Below are 24,363 nucleotides of genomic sequence, written 5' to 3' on the forward strand. Positions count from 1 at the left end.
GCCCGGAATGGCTTGCAGCCGCCTTACAGGGCGAATAGCAAAAGGAAGGGCTCCCACTGAACTGGTCCAGTGGGAGCCCTTCCTTTGTGTCTTCGGGGTCTAGCAGGCCTAGTGGCCGGTGCTGCTCGCGCTCGGCGTCGGGGTCGCGGTGCTGGTGGCTGAGCTCGTTGCCGAACCCGTGACCGAGGGGCTCGGAGTGGCCGTGGCCGGAATGTACTTGGCGTATTCCTTCAATGAACCATCCAGGACGGGGAACTGCACCATACGGGAATCGGAGCCGGCCTTGATGGTCACGGGGGCCATAGATCCCGGCTGCCCTCCGGTGGTGCTCAGGATGACGGCTTCGGTGGTGTCGGTGAGGTAGGTCTCGGACTTGGCCTTGACCGGAATCGTCGCTTGCGATCCGCCGGCGCCACTGATGGTCAGTGTGGCATCAGTCGAAGAGGTGTTGAACACCGCACCCACCACGCGGCCCGGCTTGTTGGCGTCCGTGGACACAATGAGCATGTTGCGCAGCTGCAGCGAACCGAGGTCTTCCCTGACGCCGTCCGACGGTGCATACTGCTGGTTGGTCTGCTGGGGATTGATGTAACCACAGCCGGCCACGGACAAGAGACCGATACCGACGGCGGCCGCCGTCATCGCCAGCTTGCCGCGCTGGACACGGTTCATCGCAGTAATGCGCACGACACGTACTCCTCTTAGAGTCATTGGAACACTTTTCAGGCATAGCCTATCGGCAAACCCGCTGAAACAAGGATTCCGATCACCATTGTGGCGGGCCGTCCCAAGGCGTATCGTGTTCCGGAGCATTGCGTCCTATGCACTTTTATGCCCTCCCGTCAAGAGGGTGCCGGAGGGCTGAAAAGGCCATTTTCCGCGTATTTACAGGGTTCAGGACCCCTCTCCGTGCCAATCGTATGCCTTAAGCGTGATAAACTGGTCTGCGGGAAAGGGGAAAGTCCACATGGTTTTTGAGGTCGGCGAGACAGTAGTTTACCCTCACCACGGTGCAGCAAAAATTGAAGAAATCAAGATGCGCACCATCAAGGGCGAAGAGAAAATGTATCTCAAGCTCAAGGTGGCTCAGGGTGATCTGACCATTGAAGTTCCAGCAGAAAACGTAGACCTTGTTGGGGTTCGCGACGTAGTGGGCAAGGAAGGCCTGGAGCACGTATTCGACGTTCTCCGTGCCGAGTTCACTGAAGAGCCCACCAACTGGTCCCGTCGCTACAAGGCAAACCTGGAGAAGCTTGCTTCCGGTGACGTCATCAAGGTTGCTGAGGTCGTTCGCGATCTTTGGCGCCGGGATCACGATCGCGGCCTTTCCGCAGGTGAGAAGCGGATGCTGGCCAAGGCCCGGCAGATTCTGATTTCAGAACTGGCGCTGGCTGAGAAGACCGACGAAGAGAAGGCCGCAAGCGTTCTCGACGAAGTTCTGGCTTCCTAACTAAAAGATTCAAAGATTTGAGCCCCGGCAGCAACAGCTGCCGGGGTTTCCTTTTGCCCGCCCCGCGGGCGGGTGGGCACCACGTAGGCTTGAGCGCATGACTACACCATCCCAGCGCGAGGCCACCGCCGTCGTCGTTGTTGCGGCCGGCTCGGGCGAGCGGCTTGGCTACGGCATGCCCAAGGCAAAGGTGCCGCTGGGCGGCGAGACCATTCTCACCCATGCCCTTCGCGGCGTCGCGACGGCGGATGTCGCCCGCCAGATCTGCGTGGCCATCCCCGCAGGGGACGTGGAGTTGCACGCGCTGTGCGAGGAATTTCGGCAGGAGTTGGGTGCTGACGGGCCGCTGGTGACAGTGGTCGACGGCGGGGCCACCCGTGCCGCTTCGGTCCGGGCCGCCCTGGAGGCGGTCCTCGAGGGAACGCGCGCCGTGCTCGTTCACGACGCGGCACGCGCGCTGACCCCGGACAGGGTCTTTCATCGCGTCGCCGTTGCGCTCTCTGCCGGCGCGAAGGCCGTTATCCCGGCCATGCCCGTGGTGGACACGGTCAAGACGGTGGCGGTAACGGAAGGGGACGACGCCGGAATCGCACCTGAGATTGTCACAGGCACCGCCCCCCGGGAGCAGCTGCGGGCCGTGCAGACGCCTCAAGGGTTCGACTATGAGACTTTGCTGCGTGCCCACGCGGCGGCCGCCGAATTCGACGATGCCCAGTCCGCGGCAGTCACGGACGATGCCATGCTGGTCGAGCTTCTTGGCGTGCCCGTCCACGCGGTCCGCGGCGCCAGCCAGTCGCTGAAGATCACCACACCGTTGGATCTCATCATCGCCGAAGGCCTCCTGGAAGGTCCGCTCGGAGTCCGGTGGGTGGAAGGCTGATGGACGTTCAATCCGGGAACCCCGCCATGCTGTTGCCGCGCACGGGCATCGGCGTCGACGTGCACGCTTACGCTCCTGAAGACGAGCCGCAGCCGCTCTGGCTGGGCGGGTTGTTTTGGGAAGGGGAGCGTGGTTTGTCCGGTCATTCCGACGGCGACTGCGTTGCCCACGCTGCTGCCGATGCCCTCTTCTCTGCTTGCGGCATCGGTGATCTGGGCACGCATTTCGGCACCGATCGGCCCGAATTCGCCGGCGCGTCCGGGGCGAAGCTGCTCGGAGAAGCGGCGAGGATTGTCCGTTCTGCGGGTTTCGAGATCGGAAACGTGGCGGTGCAGTTCGTCGCCAACAGGCCAAAATTCGGTCCGCGACGCGAAGAATCGCAGCGAGTCCTGAGCATCGCCGCAGGAGCTCCCGTCAGCGTCACGGCAACCACCAGCGACGGGCTCGGGTTCACGGGGCGCGGCGAGGGTATCTCCGCCGTCGCCACAGCCCTTGTCTACGCCGTGCCGGCGGCAGCGCAAGGCGATAGCGACTGAGCGAAGGCCGCTGCCGCACATCGGCTAATCTGGAGCGGTGACCCTGCGCTTTTACGACACCGCATCCGCCGAAGTCCGCGACTTCGTTCCCCTTGAAGCCGGCAAAGCCAGCGTCTACTACTGCGGAGCCACAGTGCAGGGCATGCCGCATGTGGGACATGTCCGGTCCGCGATCGCCTTCGACCAACTGACCCGTTGGCTCGAATACCGCGGGTTGCGCGTGACCGTTGTCCGCAACGTCACGGATATCGACGACAAGATCCTCGCCAAGTCGGCCCAGTCCTTCGGGCCGGATTGGGCCGAGGAGTCCAGCGCCAAGCCTGAAGAAGAATGGTGGGCCCTTGCCTACCGCTACGAGCAGGAATTCGAGCAGGCCTACGATGTCCTCGGCGTTTCCCGCCCCACGTACGAACCCCGCGCCACAGGCCACATCCCGGAGATGCACGCACTCATCCAAAGGCTCATCGACCGAGGCCACGCCTACCCGGCCCTCGACGACTCCGGTGATGTCTACTTCGACGTCCGCTCTTGGAGCAAATACGGCTCACTGACGCGCCAGAACATCGACGACATGCAGGGCGCGCAAGATGTCGAGCCCCAGTTCAGCAACAGGAAGCGCGACCCCCGCGACTTTGCGCTGTGGAAAGGCTTCAAGGACGGCGAGCCGACGACGGCGAGCTGGGTTTCGCCGTGGGGAGCCGGCCGCCCGGGCTGGCACCTTGAATGCTCCGCCATGGCTACGAAGTACCTGGGTCAGCAGTTCGACATCCACGGCGGCGGACTGGACTTGCGCTTTCCGCACCACGAGAACGAGATGGCGCAGTCCCAGGCCGCCGGAGACGGCTTCGCCAACTTCTGGCTGCACAACGGCATGGTCACCTACGAGGGTGGAAAAATGTCCAAATCGGTGGGAAATACCGTAAGCCCAGCCGAGATGCTGGAACTCGCGAGCCCCCGCGTTGTCCGTTATTACCTCGGTCAGGCTCAGTACCGCTCCGTCCTGGACTATCGGCCCACTTCACTGCAGGAGGCTGCGGCTGCCGTTGAACGCATCTACGGATTCGTGGCGAAGGCTTCCAAGAAGTTCGGTGGCGACTTCGAGGCCCACCCTGAGTCCAGTCCCGTGCCCGAAGCCTTCGCTGCCGCCATGGACGACGATCTCAATGTGCCACAGGGCCTGGGCGTACTGCACGAAACCGTCCGGGCCGGGAACACCGCTCTGGCATCCGGGGACGAGGTCGGGGCGCAGCAGGCGCTCCAAGCCGTCATGGCGATGACCACTGTTCTCGGACTCAACGATGTCCGCGGCGAAGTCCAGGAAAACTCCGAAACCGTCCAGGCTCTTGATGTTCTCGTAGAAGCCCAGCTGAAGGCGCGTGCCGAGGCCCGGGCCAACAAAGATTGGGCGGCTTCCGACGCGATCCGCGACACACTCGCGGCGGCCGGAATCGCCGTCGAGGATGGCGCCGATGGTGCCAGCTGGACCCTGAAACGGGACTGATTCCAGCGGCAAAAGGTGCCCGTAGTTTCGATTTAGGTTGATTCAGTAGACTTGATTGCAGACGTACTCAACACAATCAAGGGTGGAATTCATGGCCAACAACGGTCACCGGGCTGTCAAAAAGAAGAAGGGCCCCACCACTGGAACCGGGGGCCACGGTCGGAAGGCCCTGGAGGGCAGGGGTCCAACCCCTAAAGCCGAGGACCGTGAATACCACAAGGCGTTCAAGAGCAAGCAGCTGTCCGAGCGCTCGGCGGCCAAGCGCGCAGCCGGGGGCAGCACCCGCTCCAACCCGGGCGCACGCTCGGGCCCGAAGGGCCGCGCTACCGAAGAAGTAGTTACCGGACGCAACTCTGTAGTGGAGGCGCTGCGCGCCGGAATCCCCGCGAAGGCACTCCACGTGGCCATCCGGATCGAAATGGACGATCGCGTCAAGGAGTCCCTCAAGCTCGCGGCCGAACGTGGCATCCCGCTGCTGGAAACAGGCAAGCCCGAGCTGGACCGCATGACCGACGACGCCGTCCACCAGGGCCTCGTGCTGCAGATCCCGCCGTACGAATACCAGGACGCCTACGACCTCGCCGAGGAGACGGTCGCGAAGTGGAAGAAGGGGTACATCCCCAACGCGCCCCTCTTCGTTGCGCTCGATGGCATCACCGATCCCCGCAACCTCGGCGCCATTATTCGCTCGGTTTCCGCCTTCAGCGGTCACGGCGTGATTGTGCCCGAGCGCCGCTCGGTCGGCGTCACTGCCTCCGCCTGGAAGACCAGTGCCGGTGCTGCGGTGCGCGTCCCTGTGGCCCGGGCGTCCAACTTGAACAACGCCCTCAAGCAGTTCAAGGACATGGGTATCTTCGTGCTGGGCCTGGACGGCGACGGCGACGTCTCGCTGCCGGATCTGTCTTTGGCCACCGATCCCGTGTGCATCGTGGTGGGTTCCGAGGGCAAGGGCCTCAGCCGCTTGGTCCGCGAAAACTGCGACCAGATCATCTCCATCCCGATCGACTCCGCCATGGAATCGCTCAACGCGTCCATGGCCGTTGGCATCTCCCTGTACGAAGTCTCAAGGCAGCGCGCCGCTAAGTAACTCCCACCAACGCTCGCTCACTTACGGCGCTACAAACAGCAACGCTCGCTTACTTCTTTGGTGAGCGAGCGTTGCTGTTCCTTTAGATCTCGCGGCGGTTAGCCAGTACGGGGAGCTTGAGCCGAGCGTCGTCGACGACGGCGGGGTCCAGTTCCGCGAACAAGAGCCCGGCTTCGGCGTCGAGCTCTTCCAAGACCGTTCCCAACGGGGACACGACGACGGAGTGCCCCACTCCGGTGGGAGCGGCACCCTTGGGTTCAATCCCCGCTGTCGCAGGGTCGCCCTGGCCGCAGGCGAGCACAAAGGTTGTGGTGTCGATGGCCCGGGCGCGCGCAAGCAGCTTCCATTGTTCAGCCTTGCCGGGCCCGGATCCCCAAGACGCGGACACGATGTTCACCGCGGCGCCGCGGACGGCGTTGGCGGTAAAGAGCGCCGGGAAACGAATGTCGTAGCAAGTGGCTAGGCCAAAAGTCAGGCCGCCGGCGTCGAACGTCACGGGTTCGGTGCCAGCATCAACGGTGTCCGACTCGGCAAAACCGAAGGCGTCGAAAAGGTGGATCTTGTCGTAGCTGGCCTCCACCCCGGGGCCGGTTGCGATCAGGGTGTTCCGGACCTTGCCGTTCCCGCTGCCGTCGGATCCCAGCCCGGGGGTGAACATGCCGGCAACGATGACGATCTCAAGTTCCTTGGCAATCTCGCGCACCCGGCTGGCCCACGGACCATCCAGGGGCTCGGCAATGTCGATCAGGGAATTCCCGAATGCCCGCATGGTCGCCTCCGGGAAGACCACCAGCTCGGCGCCGCCCTCCTTGGCCCGGCGGGCGTAGGCTTCCAACAGGAGCAGGTTGTCTGCCAGCTCGCGGCCGCTGATGAGTTGTGCAAGTGCGATTCGCACAGTTACCTCCAAATTGGTGTATACGTAAAGTATGCAACGGAGATCAGGTGACGCGGCGACAGGCCGGCAAAAAGCCTACGAGTACTTGCGCGACCAGATCCTTGTGGACCCTGGCATGCAGGGAAAGTTTGTCAACGAACAGGAACTCGCTCATGACATTGGTGTTTCGCGTACGCCGGTCCGCGAGGCACTCCTTCTGTTGGTGTCGGACGGCCTGATCGAACTCATTCCGAACAGGGGTGCGCTGATCCCCGTGATTTCGGGGAGGCAGATTGCGGAGCTCTTTGAGTTGCGCGGCGTTCTTGAACGGCATGCTGCGGCTTCCACCATTCGCGCGGGCTCGGTTCCCCATGAGCTGATGGAACTGACCCTCAAGGAGCAGCGGGAGTTGATCAGCAATTTCGGCGGAACCGCTGACAACGTGCGCGGACGTGCCACGGAGTTCATCCGGCTGGACCAGCATTTCCATCAGCTCCTTATCGATGCAGCGGAGAACGAGCTCATTTCCCAGACCTACAATAAGCTTCGCGCCCGTCAGGTGTTCATCGGCGTCGAAGCGCTTTTCCGGACGCAGGACCGGCAGAGCCTGGTCTGCGACGAGCACGAGATTATCATTGACGCGCTCAGGCGAGGTGACGTCGAGGCCGCCCAGACCGCCATCGACCGCCACCTTGCCGTCACTCTGGACGTGGTCCTGCGCGCTTAGCGTCTCAACCCTTGTGGATAACGGGCTCACTGTCGACCAAGGCATGCAGGTAGTCCTCGTCCTCGGCGACATTCGAGTCCCGTCCCAAGGCGAGCCCGACCACAGTCAATCCGCAAGCTACCGCCACGTAAATCGCCACCGGAATCCAGCTGCCGAAAGCTGCCAGCACCCAGGTGAACATCAACGGCGCGATTGCCCCACCGATCACGCCTGCAAAGGTGTAGGCCAGCGAGGATCCTGTTGATCGCAGCCGCGGGGAGAACTGTTCCACGACGAAAGCCGCCTGCGGGCCGTACATGAACGAGTGGGCCAACAGACCCAGGACGATGCCGACGATGAGGATGACCGGCGACTTTCCCTCAAGGAGTACGAAGAATACGAATACCCACACCGCCCCGGCCACCGCTGCGGCCCCGTAGAGAAGACGGCGGTTGATCCGGTCGGAGAGTGCGCCGGCCAGTGGGATGGACACGAGCTGGAAAGCGGATCCGATCATGACAGCCACCAGTAGCTGGTTGCGCGGAAGGCCCAGGGCAGTTGTTCCGTAGGTGAGGGTGAATACCGTGAACATGGCATAGAGGACGTCCGGTCCTACGCGGCTGAGGATCGCAGCGATGAGCGGCCGGAGCTCATGTTTGAAGACTTCGGTGATAGGTGCGTTGGGAGCATCTCCGCGGGCTTCGATGGCCTTGAACACGGGCGTGTCTTCCAGCTTCAGGCGTATCCACAGGCCGAAACCGACCAGCACGGCGGAAACAAGGAACGCGATGCGCCAGCCGTAGTCAAGGAAGCCCTGCTCCGGGAGCACCGTGGTGAGCAGCGCCAGTACGCCGTTGGCCAGCAGGTTGCCTGCGGGCGGTCCAACTTGGGCGGCAGATGACCAGAAACCTCGCCGGCGCGGGTCGCCGAACTCGCTGGACAAGAGGACAGCAGATCCCCACTCGCCTCCGACGCCCACGCCCTGGGCGAACCGTAGGGCCACCAGGAAGGCGCCAGCCCATATGCCCACGTTGCCGTAGGTGGGCAGCAAACCGATGAGGAAGGTGGCGGCGCCGATCAGCACCAGCGTGGTGACCAGTACTTTCTTGCGACCGATCCGGTCACCGAGCCGGCCGAAGATGACGCCACCGATTGGCCTCGAGACGTAACCGACGGCGTATGTAGAGAACGCAAGCATGGTTCCGGTCAGGGGGTCGCTTGCAGGGAAGAAGATGGCTGGAAACACGATTGCGGCCGCGGCTGAGTACACGGCGAAGTCGTACCACTCCAGAGAGGTGCCGGTCAGGCTGGCAGCAAAAGCCCTGATCAGACTCTTGCGGTCCACGGAGCCCTGAAGTGCGGGCGGTACCTCAGCGGAATTGTTGGGGGCCATCAGGCGTCCTTTCTTTCTTGTGACTGGCATCACCGGTGATGCATGTTGTATACATTAGGCATACGATCTTCGAAAAGCGAGCGATTTTCGTAAACAGCGCGTAAATTCACCCATCCCCCTCACAGGAACTAAGGACTACACCATGACTGAGCTGACATTCGAACTCCCCAACGGCACCTCCGTTGCCGTCCCCGTGAAGAACCTGTTGAACGCCGGTTATGCGGGCAGGGAGCAAGACGAGGTCCAGGCGCACATCGCCGAACTCGCTGAACTCGGTGTCCCTGGTCCCAGCGTCACGCCTGCTCTCTACCCGGTCTCCCCGTACCTCGCCGGCCAGCCCGACGTCGTCGACGTCCAGCATGGCCGGACGTCCGGTGAAGCAGAATGGGCGATGATCATAAGCGATGAGGGAGCGCTGCTCACCGTGGCCTGCGACCACACTGACCGCGCACTCGAGATCCACGGAGTCGCGTGGAGCAAAAACGCCAGTCCCGACATCCTGGGCCGCAAAGCCTGGAAGCTCGACGACGTCCGGGAGCACCTCGACGCTATAACCATCCGGGGCTGGGTCACCGACGCCGAAGGGCAGGAGACCCTCATTCAGGACAGCACAATGGGCGCTCTGCTCACTCCTGATTACTGGATTGATGTCTTGCAGGAACGAGGCCTCAACGAACCCGGCACCGTCCTGCTGTCCGGTACCGTGGCCATGGTCCAGGGAGTGGATCAGTTTGCGCCGCAGTGGCGGGTGGAGCTCGGCGATCCCGTTACGGGTGAAACAATCGGTGCAGGGTACCGCGTCCGGGAAATGGCGGCTCCCATCGGCTAGAGAAGCGTTTCAGCAGGTGAACGGCCCATTCGGGTGTGCGGAAGGCCATGGGGCAGCACCGCGCCTGCGCGATCACTGCGCCCGCGCACTCTCACGCGCACTGTCATATGAGCAGCAGGCACGGGAGATTTGGCGACGGAGACTAAACTCTCAATCAATGGTTATGCCGATTTTTGACACCGCATCTACAATTGACGCCCCACGGCCTTCGCCGCTCGGGCTGAGTGCTCTGCGGCCTGGAACGTCCGACGGCGGGACGCCCCCGCAGGACCGCGTCAACGTCGCAGTTTGGGCGCCCGGACTGGCCCGGGTGGAGATCGCCTACAAGACCCCGGGAGATTCACTGGAAGGTCCACCTCCTGCCCAAACTCGAGGACGGCGTGCACCACGGGATCGTGGACGGATTGCCGTTCGGCACCCGATACGGCTTCCGTGCCGCGGGCCCCGGGGAAACCCTGCCGCTCTCCGTGCCAGCGCCGGACTTCGACGCCGACGACGCCGAGCAACTGCTGTTGGATCCTTACGGCCAAGCGGTGCATCAGCGCGGAGAGCAGCTGAGTTCGGTGCGCATGGAGTCGGTCTTTGACTGGGGTGACGACCAGCCCCTTCGTACGCCGTGGCGGGAAACCATTGTCTACGAGGCCCATGTCCGTGGCCAAAGCATGCTTCATCCGGATATCCCCGAGCACCTCCGCGGAACATACGCAGGTATGGCCCACCCGGCCATGATCGAGCATTTCCAGTCGCTTGGGGTGACGGCCGTCCAACTGCTGCCCATCCATTTCCATATGGACGAGCAGCACCTCCAGTACTTGGGCCTGACCAACTACTGGGGATACAACACTGCCGCCTTCTTCGCCCCCCACGCTGACTACGCCACGCAAGCCGCCCAGCAGGCCGGTCCCCACGCCGTCCAGGACGAATTCAAAGGCATGGTGAAGCTCCTCCATGCCGCGGGGATCGAAGTGATCCTCGACGTCGTCTACAACCACACGGCCGAAGGCGGACCCGACGGCGATACCTTCAGTTTCAGGGGTTTGGGTGAGCAGCAGTACTACCGGCACGATGCGCACGGCCGTTACCTTGACACCACCGGCTGCGGGAACACGCTCAATTTCGCCGAACCCAGGGTAGTGGATTTGGCGATTGATTCTCTCCGCTATTGGGTGGAGGAATTCCATATCGACGGTTTCCGTTTCGACCTCGCCGTGACGCTGTGCCGCAATGCGGGCAATGAGTTCGATCCGGCTCACCCGTTCTTGAAGCGTATCGAGGAGGACCCGGCCCTCTCCAAAGCCAAACTCATTTCCGAACCATGGGATGTGGGCTACGGCGGATGGCAGACCGGACGGTTCCCGAAAGGGTGGGTTGACTGGAACGACCACTTCCGGGACGGTGTCCGCCGCTTCTGGCTCTCGGATCGGGGCGCTGCCGAAGCCGGAATGTCCGGAGGCAATGTGGGCGTGCTCGCCGACGCCTTGACGGGGTCCACCCGGGTCTTTGAACCTTCGGGACGCTCCAGGCTGGCCTCACTCAACTTCATCACGGCCCACGATGGCTTTACCTGGCCGACCTGGTGTCCTACGACCGTAAGCATAACGAGGCCAACGGCGAGCAAAACCGCGACGGCCACGGCGACAACCGCAGTTACAACCACGGATTCGAGGGCCGCACGGAAAACGAGGCGATCCTCGCGGCACGTGCCCTTTCCAAGCGGAACCTCATGACCACGCTGATGGCCTCCATGGGCGTACCCATGATCACTGCCGGCGACGAGCTCGGGCGCACGCAGCAGGGCAACAACAACGCCTACTGCCAGGACAATCCCCTCACCTGGATCGACTGGATCCAGACCCCCGAGTCCCATGAGATGCTGCGGAGCACCAAACGCGTAATACGGCTCCGCAAGGAGTTCCTGAAAGCCCAGGACGCCAGCTTCCCGGAAGGCGAGACGGGCATGGATTGGTTTGATGAAAAAGGCCAGCCCATGACGGCGGCGCGCTGGCACGATCCCTCCCTGCGGGTTGTGCAGCTCCTGGTCAGTTCTGAGGGCGGTGCGTACCGCGGCCTGATCGTGATTAATGGGAATAAGGATGACCAGAAGATCGTCCTGCCGAAGGTGGTTGCGGAATCCGGCGCGGGAAGCCGAATGTTCGAGCTCCGCATGACCACGTCCGAGCTCAATGACCGCAGGCAAGGCGCGTTGGTTGCGGCAGGCGAGCGGGAAGTCGTCCAAGGCAACACGATCAACATCTACCGCACCTAGAAGCCGGCTGGCGCTGTTTAAAGAACCGGCAGGGTGGGCCTGTGCCCACCCTGCCGGTTCTATCCAGCGTTACGCGTTGACGATAAGCCCAAGCTCGGCCTTCGAGGCCAGTGAGGCGTGCTTCGGGAAGACGCGGACGGTGTAACCGAAGGATCCCGAGCGGTTGATCTGGACGGTGCCCGTGAAGAGGTGGCGCCCGTTGCCGAGATCCTCGAACGAGCTCAGCTCGGCCACGGTGATGTCCTCCAGCTCATCGCTTTCTTCGGCCCGCCCGTACGCCACTTCGACGCTGACGTCGTCCGGCGTCAGGGTGTGCAACGCGATGTAGGCGTTGACCTGGAGGGTGTCGCCAATCTGCGGCTCCTCGGAGACGCCGACTGAGTCAACGTGTTCCACGATCAGCTGCGGCCAAGCGTCACGGATCTTGGTGGTCCAGGCTGCCAGTTCCTTCGCTTCCTTGAAGGAACCGGCCACGGCACGGCGCCCCGATTCCGCGGCCGGGCGGTACAGCATGTTCACGTAGTCGTGGAGCATGCGATCGGCCGAAACTGCCGGGCCCAGGTGCGCCAGGGTGTGCTTGATCATGGAAACCCAGTGCGTCGGCACCGCTTCCGGACTGGACTGGGATGGACCGGCAGCGCCGGCGCCCTCGGACACCGTTGAACCGTAGAAGCGCGGGGCAACTTGGTTCTCCAGGAGTTCGTAGAGGGCCGAGGCTTCAATGTCGTCCCGTTCGGAGGGCGACGCGTCGTTGTTGGCAGTGGGGATCGCCCAGCCGTTTTCGCCGTCGTACATTTCGTCCCACCAGCCGTCCAGGACGGACAGGTTCAACGAGCCGTTGATGGCTGCTTTCATGCCGGACGTCCCGCAAGCCTCCAACGGACGCAGGGGGTTGTTCAGCCACACGTCACAGCCCGGGAAGAGGGTGCGGGCCATGGCGATGTCGTAGTTCGGCAGGAACACGATCCTGTGCCGCACGGCGGGGTCGTCTGTGAACTTAACCAGATCCTGGATCATTTTCTTGCCTGCGTCGTCTGCGGGGTGCGACTTGCCGGCAATGACCAGCTGGATGGGGTGCTTGGGATCCAGCAGCAGTGCCTTCAGGCGGGCAGGGTCGCGCAACATCAGCGTCAGGCGCTTGTAGGTCGGGACGCGCCGGGCGAATCCGATCGTCAGGACGTCGGGGTCAAGCACGGTGTCGGTCCAACGCAGTTCGGCATCGGCGGCGCCGCGCTTCTTCCACGCGGCGCGGAGCCGGCGTCGAACGTCATCCACGAGGGACACGCGAAGTTCGCGGCGAAGTTTCCACACGTCCTCGTCGCTGACGTTGTAGGCCAGGTCCCAACGGCCCAAAGCCTCGGCCTCGGTTCCAAACTGGTGGCGGGCCAACTCAGAGATGCGCGGATCCACCCACGAAGGCACGTGCACGCCGTTGGTTACCGAGGTGATAGGGATTTCCGAGTGGTCGAAGCCCGGCCACAGCCCGGAGAACATCTCACGGGATACGACGCCGTGCAGCTTGGCCACGCCGTTGGCCCGCTGCGCCAGGCGCAGGCCCATGACGGCCATGTTGAAGACCGCCGGGTTGCCGCCGTCGTAGTTTTCACGGCCGAGTTCCAGGACATTGTCCACCGGCACATCGGGCGCCAGCCCGGCTTCGAAGAAGTGCCTGATCTGCACGGTCTCGAAGCGGTCGATACCGGCCGGGACGGGCGTGTGCGTGGTGAACACGGTGGACGCACGTCCGGCGGCCAGCGCCTCCGACCACGTGAGCGGTGAATCCGAAGACATGAGCTCCTGGATGCGTTCGATGCCCAGGAAGCCGGCGTGCCCCTCGTTGGTGTGGAAAACCTCGGGAGCCGGGGTGCCCGTGAGCCGCTGGTAGACGCGCAGCGCCTTCACGCCGCCCATGCCGAGCAGGAGTTCCTGCTGCAAGCGGTGATCGCCACCCCCGCCGTAAAGGCGGTCCGTGATGCCGCGTGCGGCGTCGTCATTGCCGGGCACGTTGGAATCGAGCAAGAGGAGGGGAACGCGTCCGACGTCGGCCCGCCAGATGTGCGCGTTGAGCTTGCGTCCGTTGGGGAGCGGCAGCGAAATCATCACCGGCTTGCCGGTGCCGTCCTCGGACGGTTCGCGGAGCAGCGTGAGCGGGAGGCCGTCAGGATCCAGCACCGGGTATGTTTCCTGCTGCCATGCGTCCCGGGAAAGCGACTGCTTGAAATAGCCCGCTTGGTAGAGCAGTCCGACGCCTATCAGCGGCACGCCCAGGTCCGAAGCCGCTTTGAGGTGGTCGCCGGCCAGGATACCGAGGCCACCCGAGTACTGCGGAAGCACTTCCGTGATGCCGAACTCAGGGGAGAAGTAGGCGATGCATGCCGGGGCATCGGGGCCCAAGCCTTGGTACCAGCGCGGCTCACTGAGGTAGCGGTCGAGGTCCGCCGCAGCGTGTTGCACCCGCTCAACAAGCTCATGGTTGGAAGCAAGTTGTTCCAACTGCTCACGGCTGATTGATCCGAGAAGGCTGATGGGATCGTGACTGCTCTCCTCCCACAATTCTTGGTCGAGGCCCGCGAAGAGCTCTCGGGTGGGCCGGTGCCACGACCAGCGCAGGTTGGTCGCGAGACGCGCCAACGGCTGGATCGGTTCGGGGAGCACGGTTCGGACTGTAAACCTTCGGATTGCCTTCACGAGCGCCACACTAATCGACTCAGCGGACAGCAGGAACAGCTTTCGGTTTCTTTTAGGTAAATGACACATTGCGCCGGAGCGTCTTAGGCCCCCCCTTCGCAAAATGTGACTTTTCTCGCTAACGTCGAGGTTGTGACGACTACTGCGACACCGCGATCCAGCTCAGCATCCAAGTCCAAACAGAAGCCCGGTATTACCGAGGGTCTCAGATTCGGCAGGTTCCCCATCACGGCCGTCCAGCCTGTGATCGAGGAAGGCCGGTTCCCGGCCAAGGCCCTGCCGGGCGAAGGCCACCTGGTGATAGGTGCCACGGTCTTCCGTGAGGGCCACGACCAGCTTGGAGTGAGCGCCGTCCTGCTCGATCCCAAAGGCAAGGAACGCCAGCGCGTGCGGCTCGCACCGGCGCCGGGCGAGCGTGGCAAGGGAACCGACCGTTGGGAGGGGCTGCTGACCCCGACTGCGCCGGGAGCCTGGAGTTTCGCGATCGAAGCCTGGCACGACCGCTACGGCACGTGGCACCACAACGCCGAAGTGAAAGTCGAAGCGGATATCGACGTCGAACTCATGCTCGCCGAAGGTGTGGCCTTGCTCGCGGAGGCATCCGGAGAGAGCACACGAAGTGTGGCGGACAAGCGTACCCTTCGTGCCGCCTCTGAAGGACTTGCCGATACTTCGAAGACTGCCGAAGAGCGCCTTGCCGCCGGCTTCAGCGCGGAGGTTGCGGCCGTCGTCGAGCGCCAGCCGATCCGCGAAATGGTGACCGTCTCGGAACAATACCCGCTCCTCGTTGAGCGTGACCTCGCCGGCCGCGGCGCCTGGTACGAATTCTTCCCCCGTTCCGAGGGTGCCGTTTTCGATCCTGTCAACGGAACGTGGACCTCCGGCAACTTCACGACGGCGGCCAAGCGGCTCGACGCCGTCGCGGACATGGGCTTCGACGTCATCTACCTGCCCCCCATCCACCCGATTGGTTTCCAGCACCGCAAGGGCCGCAACAACACCCTGACTCCGGGTCCGCAGGATCCGGGCTCGCCGTGGGCCATCGGCTCTGAAGCAGGCGGCCACGACGCCATCCATCCGGAACTGGGAACGTTCGAGGATTTCGACGCGTTTGTGGCGCGAGCCAATGAGCTGGGACTCGAGGTGGCGCTGGGCCTGGCGTTGCAGGCCGCTCCGGACCATCCTTGGGTGAAGACCAACCCGGAATGGTTTACCACCCGCGTGGACGGCAGTATCGCGTATGCCGAAAACCCGCCCAAGAAGTATCAGGACATCTACCCGCTGAACTTCGACAACGATCCCGCCGGGCTGTCCAAGGAAATCCTGCGGATCGTCTTCCTGTGGGTGAGCCACGGCGTGAAGATTTTCCGCGTGGATAACCCCCACACCAAACCGGTGTGGTTCTGGGAGTGGCTGATCGGCAAGGTCAACAAGAAATTCCCCGACGTCGTTTTCCTCGCCGAGGCGTTCACCCGCCCGGCGATGATGCACGCACTGGGCCGGGCCGGCTTCCAGCAGTCCTACACGTACTTCACCTGGCGGAACACCAAAACCGAATTGGAATCGTATTTCCAGGAGGTCAGCCACGAATCCCCGGCTTACTTCAGGCCCAATTTCTTCGTCAACACCCCGGATATCCTCACCGAATACCTCCAATACGGCGGCCCGGCAGCGTTCCGCATCCGCGCCGCACTGGCAGCCACGGCCAGCCCCCTCTGGGGCGTGTACGCCGGATTCGAGCTGTACGAGCACGTGGCACGTCCGGGTGCCGAGGAGTACATCGACAACGAGAAATACGAGTTCAAGGACCGCAACTGGGATGCCGCGGCGGCCTCCGGGCACAGCCTGGCCCCTTACATCACCCGGCTCAACGCCATCCGGAAGGCCCACCCGGCCTTGGGCGATCTGCAGAATCTGACTGTGCACCACAGCACGGATGACGCCACGGTGGTGTTCTCAAAGCACAAGACCCTGCCCGACGGCCGCAAGGACACCTTGATCATCGTGGTCAACGTCGATCCTCACAGCACCAGGGAGAGCACCGTGACCTTGGATCTCTCCGCCCTTTCGCTGGACTCTGCCGACTTCACCTCCAATGGACGCTTCTGGGTGGATGATTTGGTCAGCGGCGAAAGCTGGGAGTGGGGCGAGTACAACTACGTCCGGCTGGACGCCCATGTAGAACCGGCACACATTCTCAACATCCGGAGGTAGCCTTAGTGAGCTTCAATCCGCAGGGTCAGAGTCAGTACTTCACGCCGAAGAACACTTTCGAGCTGAACGCCCCAGGCCTTCAACATGACCCTCATTGGTATCGGAAGGCTGTCTTCTACGAAGTGCTGGTAAGGGCCTTCGCGGATGCGAACGGCGACGGTTCCGGTGACTTCCACGGTCTGATCGACAAGTTGGATTACCTGCAGTGGCTCGGGGTGGATTGTCTGTGGCTGCCGCCGTTCTTCGATTCGCCTTTGCGTGACGGTGGTTACGACATTTCCGATTACACGTCCGTTTTGGACGAGTTCGGCACCATCAGCGACTTCAAGCGACTCGTGGCCGAAGCCCATGCCAGGGGCGTCAGGGTCATCATCGACCTCCCGCTGAACCACACCTCGGACCAACACCCTTGGTTTCAGGAGTCACGCAAGAACCCGGATGGCCCGTTCGGGGACTTCTACGTGTGGAGCGACACCGACGAAAAGTACCAGCGACGCGCGCATCATCTTCGTGGACACGGAAGAATCGAACTGGACGTTCGATCCCATCCGGCGGCAGTTCTTTTGGCACCGTTTCTTCAGCCACCAGCCCGACCTAAACTTCGAAAACCCCAAGGTGGTCGAGGCGCTCCATGATGTGGTCCGGTTTTGGCTTGACCAAGGCATCGATGGGTTCCGGGCCGACGCCATCCCATACCTCTTTGAAGAAGAGGGCACCAATTGCGAGAACCTGCCGGCCACCCATGGCTTCCTGCGGGACCTCCGGAAGATGGTGGACGAGAACTACCCGGGCCGTGTGATCATCGCCGAAGCGAACCAGCCGCCGCACGACGTCGTGGAGTACTTTGGCACGGAGGAAGAACCGGAGTGCCACATGGCCTTCCACTTTCCCATCATGCCGCGCCTGTACTACGCGCTCCGCGACCAGAAGGCCGCACCGATTATCGAGACTTTGCGCGATACCCCGGGAATCCCGGCCGGGGCGCAATGGGGAACCTTCCTGCGCAACCATGACGAGCTGACCCTGGAAATGGTCACGGCCGACGAACGTGCTGCCATGCTGGGCTGGTACGCGCCGGACCCACGGATGCGCGCCAACATCGGCATCCGGCGCAGGCTTGCGTCGCTGCTGGATAACTCCCGATCCGAGATCGAGCTCATCAACGCGTTGTTGCTGTCCTTGCCCGGTAGCCCCTTTCTGTACTACGGGGACGAAATCGGCATGGGGGACAACATTTGGCTCGACGATCGCGATGCCGTGCGCACGCCAATGCAATGGAATCCGGACCGGAACGCAGGCTTTTCCGACGCCGATCCCGGGAAGCTCTACCTGCCGGTCATCCAGTCGCTGGTCTACAACTACAGCATGGCGAACGTCGAGGCCGAAGCGGCCCACTCCGGCTCGCTCCTGCGCTGGACCCGGCAGATCCTCAGCGTCCGGAAGAACCACGCGGCTTTTGGGTTGGGGGAATTCCGGCACGTTCCGGCAGACCACGAGGTGGTCCTTGCTTATCTGCGGGAACTCGGCGAGGACAATCCGGAGGGCGAGGACGCAGAATCCATCCTGTGCGTTTTCAACCTCTCCCAGCATCCGGTGGCTACCACTTTGGATATCCCGGAATACGCCGGAAGGGGCTTGCGGGATGTGTTCGGAGGCCAGCCGTTCCCGGGCATCGGCGCCGACGGTTCGTTGACCCTCACGCTCGGCAGCCACGACTTCTTCTGGCTCCGGATACGGAAGGCGGGTTCCACCGGATCCGCTCCCTATACCCAAGCTATTCCAGTGCTCTCCATCGAAGGCTGACATGAGTCTCTTGGCGCCCATTACTGACCTAGCACCCCTGCTCAAGGAATGGCTGCCCCGGCAGCGCTGGTTTCCGGTCAAGGCAGGGCCATTCGACCTCGACTTCGTCGGCTCCTTTGCGCTCCACGAGCCAGCCGGCGGCATCGGTTTGGGAGTTCAGCTACTGTCCGTCTCTTACGCGACGGCCGACGGCGGCCGGCAGACTGACATCGTCCAGGGCCCGCTGAGCTACCACTCGGCTCCAGCGGCCGATTTGGCGACTGCCCTGGTGGGCCAACTCGACGGAGCGGGCGACGGCGGCCCGTCGGTCTGGGTGTACGACGCACCCCATGATCCAGTTTTCGTGACCGCTTGGCTTGAACTCATCCGGAATCAAGCCTCGGCCGAACCAGGGAGGGGGAGTGCACCGCGATCGGACATACCGTGCCGGGCAGCCTGCGGCTGCCCACTGCCTCAGGATCCGTGCGTGTTTCTTCCGGTGAGCAGTCCAACACTTCGGTGATCGTCGACGACGGCGTCTCCGCGGCGATCGTGAAGATCTTCCGCGTCGTGTCGGTCGGAAAGAACCCCGAGGTGGAGGTGGGAGCGGCCTTGACCTCGGCGGGTACGAAGGAAGTGCCGTCCACCCTTGGATGGATTACCGGAACATGGGAGGTACGGACACCCCTGGGCCGCCACGGCACGGCTTCGGCGGATTTCGCCGTTGCCCACGAATTCCTTGCCGGCGGGCAGGACGCTTGGCGCCTCGCCGTCGACGCTGCGGCATCAGCCAGGGACTTTGCAGCTGAAGCCCGGCAGCTGGGCCAGGCGACCGCCACCGTGCACCTGCGGCTCGCGGAAACCCTCGGGACCGCCCGGGAACGCGTTCCGGGCCAGGACATCACGCCCGAAGTAGCCCGGCGCGTCCGTCAGTCGTGGGCTGAGGCGGGCACCGCCGTCGGGCCCCATGAGCAGCAGCTCGAGGCACTCCTGACGCAACTGTCGGGCAAGGAAGCCGGGACGTTGCAGCGCATCCACGGGGACCTGCACCTGGGCCAGATCCTCTTGGTGCCTGGCGCCGTGGGAGAACCGGCCCGGTGGGCGATCCTGGACTTTGAGGGCGAACCCCTGAGGCCGATCGAGCACCGTAATATTCCCGACGTTCCCCTGCGTGACGTCGTCGGGATGCTCCGGTCGTTCGACTATGCGGCCGGTGCGGCCATCCGCGAGAACCCCGGCGCCCGGATTCCCGCCACGTGGGTTGACGACTGCGCCGAGGCGTTTCTGGCCGGCTATAGCGACATCACCCCTGGAACGATTGACCGCCGCTCGCCGCTCTTTGTGGCATTGTGGCTGGACAAGGCCTTATACGAGGTGATTTACGAGCTGCGGAACAGGCCGGACTGGTTGCCCATTCCGGTCAATGCTTCGCGGCAGCTCCTCGGAAATACGAGCCCCGGCACGGATGCCGCGGCGACATCGGAAGGTAAGGAAATGACAGGCTCTGCACGTACCGAACGGCCCCGAGTCCCGCTGTATGTGGACGCCGCTACCCTGGGCCGGGTGGCCGCTGGTGCGCACCACGCCCCGCACTCGGTGCTGGGCGCACACCTTGACGATCACGGTCACGTCACCATCCGCACAGTCAAGCACATGGCGGAGTCGGTCGCTGTGGTCACCGAAGCCGGTTCCATGCCGATGACCCACGAGACCGACGGCGTCTGGGTGGCGGTTCTCGAACCGCTGCAGCCTGGCCATGTGCCGGACTACCGCCTGGAAGTGGTTTACGGCGATTCCGCACCGAAGACCGTGAATGATCCTTACCACTACCTTCCCACCGTGGGCGAGGTGGACCTGCACCTGATCGGCGAGGGACGGCACGAACGGCTTTGGGACACGCTGGGTTCACATGTCCAGCACTACAGCTCACCGCTGGGCGATGTGGACGGCGTTTCCTTCGCTGTCTGGGCGCCCAACGCGCAGGCGGTCCGGGTCAAAGGCGATTTCAACTCCTGGGACGGTCGCGAGCACGCGCTGCGCTCCCTCGGGTCTTCAGGCGTCTGGGAGGTCTTCATCCCGGGCGTTGTAGCAGGGGCGTGCTACAAATTCGAGTTGCTCACTAAGGCCGGCCATTGGATAGAGAAAGCCGACCCGCTCGCCTTCGGCACCGAAGTTCCGCCCTTGACCGCGTCACGCGTAGTGGAGTCCAGCTACCGCTTCAAGGACGATGCCTGGATGACGGCACGCGCCAACAGAGATCCCCACAACTCGCCCATGAGCGTCTACGAAGTCCACCTCGGGTCCTGGCGCCTTGGGCTCGGGTACAAGGAACTGGCCAAGGACCTGGTGGAATACGTCAAGTGGCTTGGCTTCACCCACGTCGAGTTCATGCCCGTTGCCGAGCACCCCTTTGGTGGTTCGTGGGGTTATCAAGTCACCTCCTATTTCGCTCCGACCTCCCGCTTCGGACACCCGGACGAGTTCCGGTTCCTGGTCGATTCCCTGCACCAGGCGGGCATCGGCGTCATCTTGGACTGGGTTCCGGCGCACTTCCCGAAGGATGCTTGGGCGCTTGCCCGATTCGACGGCGAAGCCCTGTACGAGCACTCCGATCCTCGCCTCGGCGAGCACCCGGACTGGGGCACTCTCATCTTCGACTTCGGCCGCACTGAGGTTCGCAACTTCCTGGTTGCCAACGCCTTGTACTGGCTCGAGGAATTCCACATCGACGGCCTCCGTGTGGACGCCGTGGCCTCCATGCTCTACCGGGACTATTCGCGCGAGGAAGGGGAGTGGTTCCCCAATGTCCACGGTGGACGCGAAAACCTTGAGGCCATTTCGTTCCTCCAGGAAGTCAACGCCACGGTGTACAAGACGCATCCAGGCGTCGTCACCATTGCCGAGGAATCCACGGCGTTTCCCGGTGTCACTGCCCCGACAAGCGGCGGCGGCCTGGGATTCGGCATCAAATGGAACATGGGCTGGATGCACGACTCCCTCAAGTACATCGCCGAAAACCCGGTGAACCGTCGCTGGCACCACGGCACGGTGACGTTTTCAATGGTCTACGCCTTCACGGAGAACTTCCTTCTGCCCATCAGCCACGATGAGGTAGTGCACGGCAAGGGATCCATGCTGCGCAAGATGCCGGGGGACCGTTGGCAGCAGCTCGCCAATTTACGCGTTTTCCTGGCCTACCAGTGGGCGCACCCGGGCAAGCAGCTCATCTTCATGGGCACCGAATTCGGCCAGGAGGCCGAATGGTCAGAACAGCACGGACTTGACTGGTTCCTTGCCGACATCCCCGCGCACCGCGGTTTGCAGTTGCTCATCCGTGAGATGAACTCGCTGTATAGCTCGACGCCGGCACTCCACGTCCGGGACAACGAGCCCGGCGGCTTCCAGTGGATCAACGGTGCAGACGCGGACCGCAACGTGCTGACCTTCATCCGTTGGGATCATGAGGGGAAGCCCCTTGTGTGTGCCATGAACTTCTCCGGAGGCCCGCACCAGGACTACGTGCTCGGGGTGCCGTCAGCTGGCGTCTGGCAAGAAGTGCTCAACACCGACGCCGAGGTGTACGGCGGCTCGGGAGTCATCAACAGCGGCGAACTGATTGCTGCCGCACCGGGGGCTGAAGGCCAGCCGGCGGCATTGACGGTCACCTTGCCGCCGCTCGGGGCGTCCTGGTTCACGCCCGCGGGGTAGTTGTCTTTGCTTGGCCGCGTAGCACCGGCTGAGCTCGAAGGGCCCGGAAGCCCTGAGTTTCCGGGCCCTTCGCATGTCATTGGTGAGGTGGAGGAAGCCGCCCCCAGCGTGTTTTGCCACCCCGGAAAAGTGGTGGTAGAGTTAATACCCGCGCTGCTCCCCAGTGGAGATCGGTGAAGCTGACTGAAGTCCTCGTAAAACAGGCAAGATTCGTTGTGAAGAAATTTCTCGTGAAGAATCAGTCAAGAACGCCGATTTGACTAGGAGGCAAGCAGCCGGTAAGTTTGGAAAGTTGCTCCGGAGCGATCTTGGACCGTGTGGTTTGGGTGGTGTCGGGTGTGTCTGTTGTTTGAGAACTCAATAGTGTGCCAAGTTTGTTGATACCGGTTTATTTTATATGAATTGGTTGATTTGCCGGGCTGCCCGCACCCCCGTGTGTGGTGGTCTGGTTTTTTGGCTGGTTTCAAATTTTGTGCAGCTGTTTCTGCCGTTATTTCCGGTGGTTGTGGTTGTGTCTGTTTTTGTTTTACTTCAACGGAGAGTTTGATCCTGGCTCAGGATGAACGCTGGCGGCGTGCTTAACACATGCAAGTCGAACGATGATGCCCAGCTTGCTGGGTGGATTAGTGGCGAACGGGTGAGTAACACGTGAGTAACCTGCCCTTGACTCTGGGATAAGCCTGGGAAACTGGGTCTAATACCGGATACGACTAGTCTGACCGCATGGTCAGGTTGGTGGAAAGCTTTTGTGGTTTTGGATGGACTCGCGGCCTATCAGCTTGTTGGTGGGGTAATGGCCTACCAAGGCGATGACGGGTAGCCGGCCTGAGAGGGTGACCGGCCACACTGGGACTGAGACACGGCCCAGACTCCTACGGGAGGCAGCAGTGGGGAATATTGCACAATGGGCGCAAGCCTGATGCAGCGACGCCGCGTGAGGGATGACGGCCTTCGGGTTGTAAACCTCTTTCAGTAGGGAAGAAGCGAAAGTGACGGTACCTGCAGAAGAAGCGCCGGCTAACTACGTGCCAGCAGCCGCGGTAATACGTAGGGCGCAAGCGTTATCCGGAATTATTGGGCGTAAAGAGCTCGTAGGCGGTTTGTCGCGTCTGCTGTGAAAGACCGGGGCTCAACTCCGGTTCTGCAGTGGGTACGGGCAGACTAGAGTGATGTAGGGGAGACTGGAATTCCTGGTGTAGCGGTGAAATGCGCAGATATCAGGAGGAACACCGATGGCGAAGGCAGGTCTCTGGGCATTAACTGACGCTGAGGAGCGAAAGCATGGGGAGCGAACAGGATTAGATACCCTGGTAGTCCATGCCGTAAACGTTGGGCACTAGGTGTGGGGGACATTCCACGTTTTCCGCGCCGTAGCTAACGCATTAAGTGCCCCGCCTGGGGAGTACGGCCGCAAGGCTAAAACTCAAAGGAATTGACGGGGGCCCGCACAAGCGGCGGAGCATGCGGATTAATTCGATGCAACGCGAAGAACCTTACCAAGGCTTGACATGGACTAGTAAAGCGCAGAGATGCGTTCCCCTCTTGAGGCTGGTTCACAGGTGGTGCATGGTTGTCGTCAGCTCGTGTCGTGAGATGTTGGGTTAAGTCCCGCAACGAGCGCAACCCTCGTTCTATGTTGCCAGCGCGTGATGGCGGGGACTCATAGGAGACTGCCGGGGTCAACTCGGAGGAAGGTGGGGACGACGTCAAATCATCATGCCCCTTATGTCTTGGGCTTCACGCATGCTACAATGGCCGGTACAAAGGGTTGCGATACTGTGAGGTGGAGCTAATCCCAAAAAGCCGGTCTCAGTTCGGATTGGGGTCTGCAACTCGACCCCATGAAGTCGGAGTCGCTAGTAATCGCAGATCAGCAACGCTGCGGTGAATACGTTCCCGGGCCTTGTACACACCGCCCGTCAAGTCACGAAAGTTGGTAACACCCGAAGCCGGTGGCCTAACCCTTGTGGGGGGAGCCGTCGAAGGTGGGACCGGCGATTGGGACTAAGTCGTAACAAGGTAGCCGTACCGGAAGGTGCGGCTGGATCACCTCCTTTCTAAGGAGCGCCTTTATCGCCCTTTTCCTGCCGCATGGTGGGTGGGGGGTGTATTGGAAGCAAAGCCCATTGCGCAGGCGTCTGTTCTGCGGTGGGTGCTCATGGGTGGAATATCAACGAATCAAATTTTTTTGGCATGGCCTTTTCCGTGGTTGTGTCCTGGTGCCAGTACGGCGTCCTGTGTGTCCTGTGTCCCTTTTGGGGGGTGCGGGTGCGGGGTGTTGGGAACGTGCCGGGGTGTGGGTTGCGGGGGTTGTGTTTGGCGCACTGTTGGGTCCTGAGGCAACAGGCCCGTCGCTGGTGTCACCTTTGTGTGTCCTTCCCTGTTTTGGGGGTGGGGTGCTGGGGTGGGGTTGGTGGTGGTTTTGGGTGTTTCTGGTTTCCTGGCTGCA

General features: G+C 62.5%; 12 protein-coding genes, 1 rRNA gene and 3 pseudogenes. 12 read left to right on the forward strand and 4 right to left on the reverse strand.

Annotated elements, in window-relative coordinates; genetic code table 11:
- Positions 1-108 precede the first annotated feature (108 nt).
- Positions 109-672: a hypothetical protein gene (locus tag ACF0H6_RS16240; protein WP_395251333.1), complete on the reverse strand. Its 564-nt coding sequence runs from the start codon at positions 670-672 to the stop codon at positions 109-111.
- Between the two features lie 295 nt (positions 673-967).
- Here ACF0H6_RS16240 and ACF0H6_RS16245 point away from each other — a divergent pair, with 295 nt between their 5' ends.
- From ACF0H6_RS16245 to rlmB, 5 genes are all read left to right on the forward strand, one after another.
- Positions 968-1,450: a CarD family transcriptional regulator gene (locus ACF0H6_RS16245; protein WP_011690592.1), complete on the forward strand. Its 483-nt coding sequence runs from the start codon at positions 968-970 to the stop codon at positions 1,448-1,450.
- Positions 1,451-1,547: 97 nt separating this feature from the next.
- Positions 1,548-2,330, forward strand: a complete 783-nt coding sequence (gene ispD, locus ACF0H6_RS16250; RefSeq protein WP_395250586.1) for a 2-C-methyl-D-erythritol 4-phosphate cytidylyltransferase — start codon at positions 1,548-1,550, stop codon at positions 2,328-2,330.
- A gap of 26 nt (positions 2,331-2,356) precedes the next feature.
- Positions 2,357-2,866 carry a 2-C-methyl-D-erythritol 2,4-cyclodiphosphate synthase gene (gene ispF / locus ACF0H6_RS16255; RefSeq protein ID WP_395251334.1) on the forward strand — a complete coding sequence of 170 codons (510 nt, stop codon included), beginning with the start codon at positions 2,357-2,359 and terminating at the stop codon, positions 2,864-2,866.
- A 37-nt stretch (positions 2,867-2,903) separates the two neighbouring features.
- On the forward strand, positions 2,904-4,367 hold the full coding sequence (cysS, locus tag ACF0H6_RS16260; RefSeq protein ID WP_395250587.1) for a cysteine--tRNA ligase: 1,464 nt from the start codon (positions 2,904-2,906) through the stop codon (positions 4,365-4,367).
- A gap of 91 nt (positions 4,368-4,458) precedes the next feature.
- On the forward strand, positions 4,459-5,454 hold the full coding sequence (gene rlmB, locus ACF0H6_RS16265) for a 23S rRNA (guanosine(2251)-2'-O)-methyltransferase RlmB (RefSeq protein WP_395250588.1): 996 nt from the start codon (positions 4,459-4,461) through the stop codon (positions 5,452-5,454).
- Positions 5,455-5,536: 82 nt separating this feature from the next.
- On the opposite strand, the gene ACF0H6_RS16270 is transcribed toward rlmB, so the two are convergent.
- Entirely contained in the window at positions 5,537-6,349 is an 813-nt protein-coding gene (locus ACF0H6_RS16270; RefSeq protein WP_395250589.1) for a carbon-nitrogen hydrolase family protein, read from the reverse strand.
- 31 nt (positions 6,350-6,380) lie between these two features.
- Between ACF0H6_RS16270 and ACF0H6_RS16275 the strand changes: the two genes are divergently transcribed.
- Positions 6,381-7,055, forward strand: a complete 675-nt coding sequence (locus ACF0H6_RS16275; protein WP_395250590.1) for a GntR family transcriptional regulator — start codon at positions 6,381-6,383, stop codon at positions 7,053-7,055.
- 4 nt (positions 7,056-7,059) lie between these two features.
- Here the strand turns inward: ACF0H6_RS16275 and ACF0H6_RS16280 are convergent, their stop codons facing one another.
- Positions 7,060-8,427, reverse strand: a complete 1,368-nt coding sequence (locus tag ACF0H6_RS16280) for an MFS transporter (protein ID WP_395250591.1) — start codon at positions 8,425-8,427, stop codon at positions 7,060-7,062.
- 142 nt (positions 8,428-8,569) lie between these two features.
- On the opposite strand from ACF0H6_RS16280, the gene ACF0H6_RS16285 reads away from it, so the two are divergent.
- Both ACF0H6_RS16285 and glgX read left to right on the forward strand, forming a co-directional pair.
- Positions 8,570-9,256: a DUF2848 domain-containing protein gene (locus ACF0H6_RS16285; RefSeq protein WP_395250592.1), complete on the forward strand. Its 687-nt coding sequence runs from the start codon at positions 8,570-8,572 to the stop codon at positions 9,254-9,256.
- Positions 9,257-9,413: 157 nt separating this feature from the next.
- Positions 9,414-11,522: pseudogene (gene glgX / locus ACF0H6_RS16290) on the forward strand (glycogen debranching protein GlgX).
- A gap of 69 nt (positions 11,523-11,591) precedes the next feature.
- On the opposite strand, the gene glgP reads toward glgX, so the two are convergent.
- On the reverse strand, positions 11,592-14,210 hold the full coding sequence (gene glgP / locus ACF0H6_RS16295; protein WP_395250593.1) for an alpha-glucan family phosphorylase: 2,619 nt from the start codon (positions 14,208-14,210) through the stop codon (positions 11,592-11,594).
- Between the two features lie 132 nt (positions 14,211-14,342).
- On the opposite strand from glgP, the gene ACF0H6_RS16300 reads away from it, so the two are divergent.
- The 4 genes and pseudogenes from ACF0H6_RS16300 (at position 14,343) to ACF0H6_RS16315 (ending at position 23,971) form a co-directional block, all read left to right on the forward strand.
- Complete coding sequence (locus ACF0H6_RS16300) at positions 14,343-16,424, forward strand: alpha-1,4-glucan--maltose-1-phosphate maltosyltransferase (RefSeq protein ID WP_395250594.1); 2,082 nt, start codon at positions 14,343-14,345, stop codon at positions 16,422-16,424.
- Positions 16,425-16,429: 5 nt separating this feature from the next.
- Positions 16,430-18,227, forward strand: a pseudogene (gene treS / locus ACF0H6_RS16305) (maltose alpha-D-glucosyltransferase).
- Position 18,228: 1 nt separating this feature from the next.
- Positions 18,229-21,914, forward strand: a pseudogene (locus ACF0H6_RS16310) (1,4-alpha-glucan branching enzyme).
- A gap of 531 nt (positions 21,915-22,445) precedes the next feature.
- Positions 22,446-23,971 (forward strand): 16S ribosomal RNA (locus ACF0H6_RS16315).
- Positions 23,972-24,363: the final 392 nt, after the last annotated feature.

The sequence above is a fragment of the Arthrobacter sp. NA-172 genome, assembly GCF_043952055.1.
GTDB lineage: Bacteria > Actinomycetota > Actinomycetes > Actinomycetales > Micrococcaceae > Arthrobacter.